The 796-nt window shown below is 52.9% G+C and carries 1 protein-coding gene, 2 tRNA genes and 1 rRNA gene; 1 reads left to right on the top strand and 3 read right to left on the bottom strand.

Going from position 1 to position 796, the window contains the following annotated elements; translation table 11 throughout:
- On the top strand, window positions 1-189 hold a 189-nt coding region (locus ACP691_RS21665), incomplete at its 5' end, for a hypothetical protein (protein WP_426199781.1).
- Here ACP691_RS21665 and ACP691_RS21660 read toward each other — a convergent pair.
- The 3 genes from ACP691_RS21660 to ACP691_RS21650 form a co-directional block, all read right to left on the bottom strand.
- A tRNA-Ala gene (locus ACP691_RS21660) sits at window positions 160-235 on the bottom strand. The two genes, ACP691_RS21665 and ACP691_RS21660, sit on opposite strands and share 30 nt — an antisense overlap.
- A 32-nt stretch (window positions 236-267) precedes the next feature.
- Window positions 268-344, bottom strand: a tRNA-Ile gene (locus ACP691_RS21655).
- A 106-nt stretch (window positions 345-450) separates the two neighbouring features.
- A 16S ribosomal RNA gene (locus ACP691_RS21650) occupies window positions 451-796 on the bottom strand; the annotation flags it as partial.

The following is a 796-nucleotide window of genomic DNA, read 5'->3' as shown; positions in this document are numbered from 1 at the left end:
GCCCTTAGCCTGACCCTACCAGCAGTGAAACTGGTCGATCAGTCTATCTTTCTATCACATACCCAAATTTTTAAAGAACGATTCTGGAAAAGACCAGAAATCAACATTCCACTTCAGTGTGAAGGAATGCTCATTTCTAAGCTTTCATACAGAGGATGGTGGTGGAGCCAAGCGGGATCGAACCGCTGACCTCCTGCGTGCAAGGCAGGCGCTCTCCCAGCTGAGCTATGGCCCCGTATTCTACTACCGGCCGTTACCACTGGAAATTGGTGGGTCTGGGCAGATTCGAACTGCCGACCTCACCCTTATCAGGGGTGCGCTCTAACCAACTGAGCTACAGACCCAATTTCGAGCTTGTAGCTTTCGGCTTGTAGCTTACAGCTGCATCAATCGTCTTTACAGTGAATCAAGCAATTCGTGTGGGAGCTTATGGGCGGCTGTGTCGTCGATTAAGGAGGTGATCCAGCCGCAGGTTCCCCTACGGCTACCTTGTTACGACTTCACCCCAGTCATGAATCACACCGTGGTAACCGTCCTCCCGAAGGTTAGACTAGCTACTTCTGGTGCAACCCACTCCCATGGTGTGACGGGCGGTGTGTACAAGGCCCGGGAACGTATTCACCGCGACGTTCTGATTCGCGATTACTAGCGATTCCGACTTCACGCAGTCGAGTTGCAGACTGCGATCCGGACTACGATCGGTTTTGTGAGATTAGCTCCACCTCGCGGCTTGGCAACCCTCTGTACCGACCATTGTAGCACGTGTGTAGCCCAGGCCGTAAGGGCCATGATGACT

The sequence above is a fragment of the Pseudomonas sp. DC3200b2 genome, from assembly GCF_049895785.1.
Classification (GTDB): Bacteria; Pseudomonadota; Gammaproteobacteria; order Pseudomonadales; family Pseudomonadaceae; genus Aquipseudomonas; species Aquipseudomonas massiliensis.
Note: the sequence above shows the minus strand (reverse complement) of the source record. Positions and strands in the feature narration are given on the sequence as shown.